The following is a 7,060-nucleotide window of genomic DNA, read 5'->3' as shown; positions in this document are numbered from 1 at the left end:
GCGCGCAGCACCTGGTCGTTGCTCAGCAGGTCGCCGGCGCCGAGCAGCACCAGCCCTGGGCGGGGCTCGGCGATCAGCGCGCCGTGCTCGCCGGGGAAGCAGCCGCCCGCCACCGGGTACTCGACGGCCCGGTCGACCTGCACCGAGAGCCCGGCGTACGCCGGGTCCGCGCAGCTCGCGGCCCGGGGCTCGTCGACGGCGACCCGGAAGGGCAGGTCGGTCAGCCCGAGCGCCGAGGTGGTGCCGGGCCCGGGCTCGGCCAGCACCAGCCGCGCCCGTGCGGTGTGGTCGAGGAGGCGGTCGGCCGTGCTCTGGCCCAGGTGGTCGGTCGAGGTGACGAGCACCGTCGCCCCGTCGACGTCGGTGTGCTCGAGCTGGTCGGCGTCGCGCACGACGGTGACGGCGACGCCCTGGGCCGACAACACGCGGGCCACGGCCCGCGCGCCCTCCGGGTCGGGGTTGTCCGGGTCGAGCGCCACGCCCCGGCGCGCATCCGCGTTCCCCAGCAGCAGGACGACGGCGACCGCGGCCACCAGTCCCGCGAGGACCGCGAGCGCCGCGCGCCGACGGCGCAGCCGGCCGGTCACCTCCGGCCCGCCAGGGAGTCGTCGAGCGCGAGCACCTCGTGGGCCTGCTCGGCCGTGGCCGGGCGGTCGCCGTACCGGACGCCGTCGAAGAGCGTCGCCGCCCGGTCCACCTGCTCTCGGTGCCGGGCGTGCACGCCGCCGAGGGCAGCGGCGACCTCGTGGGCGGTGGCGCCGGGCCTGTCCTCGAGAGCCCCCCGCTCGACCTGTCGGACGGCGAGTGCGCGGAAGCCCTCGACCACCGCTTCCTCGAACCGGCCCTCGCCGAGGGCGCGCTCGGCACGATCACGGAGCTCGGCTGCGCGCACGGTCCGGTCCAGGGGGAGCGCCGCGCGATCCTGGGCGGCCCGGGCGGTACGCCGGGCCCGCGACAGCAGCCACCCGAGGGCGAGCGCCAGCAGGAGGAACGCCACCATCGCGGCGAACGTCGACAGGGGCGGGGTGCCCGACGCGGCGTCCACGGCGCCGTCGACGAGACGGCCGATGCCGTCGAGGATCTGCTGCAGCACGTCGCGGTCGTGGTACTCCGGGCGCACCAGCTCACGACGCAGCAAGGAGCGCGCGTCGTCGGGGGAGGGGTCGAGCGGAGGCTCGGCCCCCGCCGTGACCAGGGCCACCGCGAGCGACCACGTCACGACGCGGTGATCCCGGCCTGGGTCATCAGCTCGACGTCGTAGGCCTCCTTGCGGATCCGCTGGTCGAGGTACTGGACGCTGGTGACGGCGGAGGTGAACGGGGTGACGAACGCCGTCTGGACGACCGTCCCGATCGCCGTGAGCACCACGACCGCGAGGACGACGTAACGGGAGTCGGCCATGGCGAGCGGCAGCACCTGCGCGCCGATCGAGAACGGGGCCGCGAGCATGCTGCCGGCGATCCCGGCGACGAGGACGGTGAGCAGCGCGATCCCGAAGGTCCGCCAGAACTGCCGCCGGGTGAGCCGGAAGCCCCTGCCGACGGCGGCGAGCACCCCACTCCGCTCGAGCATGAGCGCCGGCACCGGCAGGTAGTAGACGCGGATCCAGAACCAGCACGACAAGACGACGAAGGCCGGCACGGTGAGCACGCCGAAGAGCACGATCGCCCACGTGGGCGCCACCACGACCACGAGCAGCCAGAGCACGCCGTAGGCGAGCAGGCCGCCGGCCACCATCAGGCCGAGCAGCAGGGTCAGCCCGACCAGACGCCAGCGCGAGCCCCGGGTCGCCGTCCAGGCCTCGCCCAGGCTGAGCCGGCGACCGATGGCAGCGGCGGCGGTCACGTGCGCGACCATGCCGGTCACCAGGATCGAGCCGATCGACTGCAGCATCGTGCCGAGGAACAGCGACCCGATCGAGCCCAGGTAGCCGAGCAGCTCCGCCGTCGTGAGGTCGTCGCCGGACTGGGCCGCCGACAGGTCGACGAGCGCGGTGAGCACGGCCGTGACGAGGACGGGCACCGCCATCGACACCGCGGCGACGAGCACCGCGGAGCCGACGGTCGCCCGCGGGTTGAACCGGATGATGCGGAACGCCGCGTCGTACATGTCCCCGAGGTTGAGCGGCCGCAGCGGCATCGCCCCGGGTTTGTGGGCGGCTCCGAGCATGCCCGGCGGCGCAGGATGCGGACCGGGCTGCCGTGCCCAGGTCGGTGGCCCTCCGGCGGGGAGGCCGGACGGCGGCGCGGACGGAGGGGCGGTCGGAGGCGCGGTGGCAGGCGGCGGCTGCCACCCGGGTGGGGGAGGGTAAGGGTCGCCCGACACGGGCCTATCTTGTCAGTGCGCCGTCGAGGGGAGCCGGCACGCCGTGTCGAGGCCGAGGACACGGTTGAGCCGACCGAAGGCGATCCACGAGCCCAGGCACATGGACAGCTCGACGATCTCGGCGTCGGAGTAGGCCCCACGCATCCGGCCCCAGAAGTCCTCGTCGAGTCCGTGGTGGTCGAGCGCGAACCGCTCGGCGTACTCCGCGGCCAGCCGGCCGCGCTCGTCGAGGTCGGTGGTCGTGCGCCACGCCGCCACCGCGTCCGGGAACGTCTCCTCGACGCGCTCGCCGTCGCGCTCGGTGCGCCAGTCCTGGCAGAAGACGCAGCCGTTGATCTGGGCGATCCGCAGCCGCGCCGCCTCGAACTCGCGCAGGCCGAGGGTGGTGTGGGCGTAGACGCTCTGGGAGAACCGTGACGCCGCGACCCCGATGTGCGGGACCATCTCGCCCCACACGTGCATGATGGGGTCGACGCCCTCGGGCAGGTCGATGATCACCGCCGCAGGATAGCGCGGATCTAGAACGTGTTCTCGGGCCTCGAGCGCCCGGTCCGGAGCCGAGGCCGAGCGGGTGCGCTCCTCGGTTTGGTGCTCGCGGAGATGTCTGCCAAGATAGTCCGGTTGCTTCGGCGGGTTGCCGGGGTGCGCCACATCTTGACTACTGAATCGCGTCTCCTACGAGAGGTCAGTGGTCCGGCGTGCGGCCGCACCGACCCAGGAGACCCGATCCGCCCGACGAACCGTCGGGCACCACCACAGCAGACGAGATCAACCGGTCTCGTGTTGCGCCTGACAGGTGCGACACGCCCGACCGCGGGGGTCGGAGAAGCAGGTGGCGAAGCACGGGCGGGGACGACTCAAGCCGGAGGAAGCCCCGGGACTGCACGCGGTACCGAATCGAGAAGGACGAGAGAGACCTATGGCGGGACAGAAGATCCGCATCAGGCTCAAGGCCTATGACCACGAGGTGATCGACACCTCGGCGCGCAAGATCGTGGACACCGTCACCCGTACGGGTGCCAAGGTCGCCGGCCCGGTGCCGCTGCCGACCGAGAAGAACGTGTACTGCGTCATCCGCTCGCCCCACAAGTACAAGGACTCCCGCGAGCACTTCGAGATGCGCACCCACAAGCGCCTCATCGACATCATCGACCCCACGCCGAAGACGGTCGACTCGCTCATGCGCCTCGACCTGCCTGCCGGTGTCGACATCGAGATCAAGCTCTGAGGTTCCTGAGATGACTTTCGAACGCAACGTGAAGGGCCTGCTGGGCGCCAAGCTCGGCATGACCCAGGTCTGGGACGAGAACAACCGCGTCGTCCCGGTGACGGTGATCGCCGCCGGCACCAACGTGGTGACTCAGGTCCGGACCCCCGCCACCGACGGCTACAACGCCATCCAGGTCGGCTTCGGTGAGATCGACGGCCGCAAGGTGACCAAGCCGCAGGCCGGTCACTTCGGCAAGGCAGGCACGACCCCGCGCCGCCACGTCGTCGAGATCCGCACCGCCCTCGCCGGTGACTACACCGTGGGCCAGGAGCTCGCCGTCGACACCTTCGCCCCCGGCGAGGAGATCGACGTCACCGGCACCAGCAAGGGCAAGGGCTTCGCCGGCACGATGAAGCGTCACGGCTTCGCCGGCGTCTCCGCCTCGCACGGTGCCCACCGCAACCACCGCAAGCCCGGCTCGATCGGCGCCTGCGCCACCCCGGGTCGCGTGTTCAAGGGCGTCCGCATGGCCGGCCGGATGGGTACCGACACCGTCACCACCCAGAACGTCACCGTGCACGCCGTGGACACCGAGAAGGGCCTGATCCTCCTCAAGGGCGCCGTTCCCGGCCCCAAGGGTGGTCTCGTGGTGCTGCGCTCGGCCGCCAAGAAGACGCAGGAGGTCTGATCATGGCTGAGGACAACGAGAAGACCCCCGAGCAGGCCGAGAAGGCTCCCGCCAAGAAGGCTGCGGCCAAGAAGGCTCCGGCCAAGAAGGCTGCTCCGGCGAAGAAGGCCGCTCCCGCCAAGAAGGCTGCTCCGGCCGAGGCCGCTGCTCCCAAGGTGGCGAAGGTCGACCTGCCCGCCGAGATCTTCGACGTGGAGCTCAACGTTCCGCTGATCCACCAGGTCGTCGTGGCCCAGCAGGCCGCCGCGCGCCAGGGCACGCACGCCACCAAGACCCGCGGCGAGGTCCGCGGTGGTGGCCGCAAGCCCTACAAGCAGAAGGGCACCGGCCGCGCCCGTCAGGGCTCGACCCGCGCGCCGCAGTTCGCCGGCGGTGGCACGGTCCACGGCCCGCAGCCGCGCAGCTACGACCAGCGCACCCCCAAGAAGATGAAGGTCGCCGCCCTCCGCGGTGCCCTCTCCGACCGGGCGCGCCACGACCGCGTGCACGTGGTGGAGTCGATCATCACCGCCGAGGCCCCCTCGACGCGTGCGGCCCTCGCGGCGCTGACGACGCTCTCCGAGCGCTCGCGGTTCCTCGTGGTCCTCGAGCGCACCGACACCGTCACCTGGCTGTCGCTGCGCAACGCGCCCGAGGTGCACATCGTGGCGGTCGACCAGCTCAACACCTACGACGTGCTGGCGTCCGACGACGTCGTCTTCACGCAGGGCGCCTACGACGCCTTCGTGAACGGCACCGCGAAGACCACCGAGGAGGCTGCGAAGTGAGCACCCTGCACAAGGACCACCGCGACATCCTGCTGGCGCCGGTCGTGTCCGAGAAGAGCTACGGCCTCCTCGACGCGAACAAGTACACCTTCCTGGTGCACCCCGACGCCAACAAGACCGAGATCAAGATCGCGGTCGAGAAGGTGTTCAACGTCAAGGTGACCTCGGTGAACACGATCAACCGTCCGGGCAAGACGCGGCGCACCCGCAACGGGCTGGGCAAGCGCAAGGACACCAAGCGCGCGATCGTCAGCCTCGCCGAGGGCGACCGCATCGACATCTTCGGAGGTCCGGTCTCCTGACCGGGCCCCTGGATACGAGGACTAGACACATGGCTATCCGCAAGTACAAGCCGACTACCCCGGGCCGTCGCGGCTCGTCGGTCGCCGACTTCGTCGAGATCACCCGGACCACTCCGGAGAAGTCGCTGACGCGTCCGCTGCCCAAGAAGGGCGGCCGCAACAACCAGGGCCGGATCACCACCCGGCACCAGGGCGGCGGTCACAAGCGCGCCTACCGCATCATCGACTTCCGTCGCTACGACAAGGACGGCGTGCCGGCCAAGGTCGCTCACATCGAGTACGACCCCAACCGCACCGCCCGCATCGCGCTGCTGCACTACGTCGACGGCGAGAAGCGCTACATCATCGCGCCGAAGGACCTGACGCAGGGCACCCGCGTCGAGTCCGGCCCGAACGCCGACATCAAGCCCGGCAACAACCTGCCGCTGCGCAACATCCCGGTCGGTACCACCATCCACTGCGTGGAGCTGCGGCCCGGCGGCGGCGCGAAGATCGCCCGCTCTGCCGGCAACAGCGCCCAGCTGGTCGCTCGCGAGGGTTCCCGCGCGACGCTGCGCATGCCCTCGGGCGAGATGCGCTTCGTCGACGTGCGCTGCCGCGCGACCGTCGGCGAGGTCGGCAACGCCGAGCAGTCGAACATCAACTGGGGCAAGGCCGGCCAAGCCCGAGGGCCGTACGCGCAAGCGCAAGGCCAGCGACTCCCAGATCATCCGTCGCCGCAAGACCGGCAAGAACAAGCGCTGATAGGGAAATAGAGACATGCCTCGCAGCCTGAAGAAGGGCCCGTTCGTCGACGACCACCTGCAGAAGAAGGTGGACGCCGAGAACGCCAAGGGCTCGCACAACGTCATCAAGACCTGGTCGCGCCGGTCGATGATCGTGCCGGACATGATCGGTCACACGATCGCCGTGCACGACGGTCGCAAGCACGTGCCGGTCTTCGTGACCGACGCGATGGTCGGCCACAAGCTCGGGGAGTTCGCTCCCACCCGCACCTACCGCGGGCACGTCAAGGAAGACCGGAAGGGGCGTCGTCGATGAGCACCACCGACCGCAGGCGCGTCAGCGCCCGCCGCGAGTCGCTGCTCGGCGACCAGCCCGGCGCCTTCGCGAGCGCCCGCTACGTGCGGATCACGCCGATGAAGGCCCGCCGCGTCGTCGACATGGTCCGCGGGCTGCCCGTGGACGAGGCCCTCTCGCTGCTGCAGTTCGCGCCGCAGGCCGCCTCCGAGACCGTCTACAAGGTCCTCGAGAGCGCGGTGGCCAACGCCGAGACCACCGAGAGCCTCGACCGCGCCGCCCTCGTGGTGTCCGTGGCCCAGGTCGACGAGGGTCCGACGATGAAGCGCTGGCGTCCGCGTGCGCAGGGTCGTGCGACCCGCATCAACAAGCGCACCAGCCACATCACGCTCGTGGTCCAGCCGGCCGACGTGGTGGCAGAGAAGAAGGCGTCCCCGAAGAAGAGGAAGAGTGCCTGATGGGCCAGAAGATCAACCCGAACGGCTTCCGCCTCGGCATCTCGACCGACCACAAGAGCCGGTGGTACGCCGACAAGCTCTACAAGTCCTACGTGGGCGAGGACGTCGCGATCCGCAAGCTGCTCTCCAAGGGCATGGAGCGGGCCGGCATCTCCAAGGTCGAGATCGAGCGCACCCGTGACCGCGTGCGGGTGGACATCCACACCGCGCGTCCGGGCATCGTCATCGGTCGCCGCGGCGCCGAGGCCGACCGCATCCGCGGCGAGCTCGAGAAGCTCACCGGCAAGCAG

Annotated in this window: 11 protein-coding genes and 1 pseudogene; 8 read left to right on the top strand and 4 right to left on the bottom strand. The window is 70.9% G+C overall.

The features are described 5' to 3' along the window. From Q0L15_RS05755 to Q0L15_RS05740, 4 genes are all read right to left on the bottom strand, one after another. The coding region (locus tag Q0L15_RS05755; protein WP_296602881.1) for a DUF4350 domain-containing protein at positions 1-587 on the bottom strand (587 nt) is incomplete at its 3' end. Continuing rightward, positions 584-1,219 carry a DUF4129 domain-containing protein gene (locus tag Q0L15_RS05750; RefSeq protein ID WP_296602879.1) on the bottom strand — a complete coding sequence of 212 codons (636 nt, stop codon included), beginning with the start codon at positions 1,217-1,219 and terminating at the stop codon, positions 584-586. The genes Q0L15_RS05750 and Q0L15_RS05755, both read right to left, overlap by 4 nt. Beyond that, entirely contained in the window at positions 1,216-2,139 is a 924-nt protein-coding gene (locus Q0L15_RS05745) for a hypothetical protein (protein ID WP_296602878.1), read from the bottom strand. The genes Q0L15_RS05750 and Q0L15_RS05745 overlap by 4 nt, the downstream gene beginning before the upstream one ends. 198 nt (positions 2,140-2,337) lie before the next feature. Continuing rightward, positions 2,338-2,823: a carboxymuconolactone decarboxylase family protein gene (locus Q0L15_RS05740; RefSeq protein WP_296602877.1), complete on the bottom strand. Its 486-nt coding sequence runs from the start codon at positions 2,821-2,823 to the stop codon at positions 2,338-2,340. Positions 2,824-3,244: 421 nt separating this feature from the next. Here Q0L15_RS05740 and rpsJ point away from each other — a divergent pair, with 421 nt between their 5' ends. The 8 genes and pseudogenes from rpsJ to Q0L15_RS05700 form a co-directional block, all read left to right on the top strand. Then, positions 3,245-3,553, top strand: coding sequence for a 30S ribosomal protein S10 (gene rpsJ / locus Q0L15_RS05735; protein WP_008360994.1), 309 nt, complete (start codon positions 3,245-3,247; stop codon positions 3,551-3,553). A gap of 10 nt (positions 3,554-3,563) precedes the next feature. Next, on the top strand, positions 3,564-4,223 hold the full coding sequence (gene rplC, locus Q0L15_RS05730; protein WP_296602866.1) for a 50S ribosomal protein L3: 660 nt from the start codon (positions 3,564-3,566) through the stop codon (positions 4,221-4,223). A gap of 2 nt (positions 4,224-4,225) precedes the next feature. Continuing rightward, positions 4,226-4,990 carry a 50S ribosomal protein L4 gene (gene rplD, locus Q0L15_RS05725; protein ID WP_296602865.1) on the top strand — a complete coding sequence of 255 codons (765 nt, stop codon included), beginning with the start codon at positions 4,226-4,228 and terminating at the stop codon, positions 4,988-4,990. Next, entirely contained in the window at positions 4,987-5,292 is a 306-nt protein-coding gene (gene rplW / locus Q0L15_RS05720; protein ID WP_011757332.1) for a 50S ribosomal protein L23, read from the top strand. Before rplD ends, rplW begins: the two co-directional genes overlap by 4 nt. A 29-nt stretch (positions 5,293-5,321) precedes the next feature. Further along, a pseudogene (rplB, locus tag Q0L15_RS05715) lies at positions 5,322-6,036 on the top strand (50S ribosomal protein L2). 15 nt (positions 6,037-6,051) lie between these two features. After that, positions 6,052-6,333 (top strand): 30S ribosomal protein S19, encoded by a 282-nt coding sequence (gene rpsS, locus Q0L15_RS05710; RefSeq protein WP_091025716.1) that lies wholly within the window; start codon positions 6,052-6,054, stop codon positions 6,331-6,333. Then, positions 6,330-6,770 carry a 50S ribosomal protein L22 gene (gene rplV, locus Q0L15_RS05705; protein WP_296602862.1) on the top strand — a complete coding sequence of 147 codons (441 nt, stop codon included), beginning with the start codon at positions 6,330-6,332 and terminating at the stop codon, positions 6,768-6,770. Before rpsS ends, rplV begins: the two co-directional genes overlap by 4 nt. Further along, the coding region (locus Q0L15_RS05700) for a KH domain-containing protein (RefSeq protein WP_296602861.1) at positions 6,770-7,060 on the top strand (291 nt) is incomplete at its 3' end. The genes rplV and Q0L15_RS05700, both read left to right, overlap by 1 nt.

The sequence above is a fragment of the Nocardioides sp. genome (assembly GCF_024509035.1).
In the GTDB taxonomy this organism is placed as follows: Bacteria; Actinomycetota; Actinomycetes; order Propionibacteriales; family Nocardioidaceae; genus Nocardioides.
The sequence above is the reverse complement of the archived record's forward strand: the minus strand, read 5'-3'. Positions and strand labels throughout refer to the sequence as shown.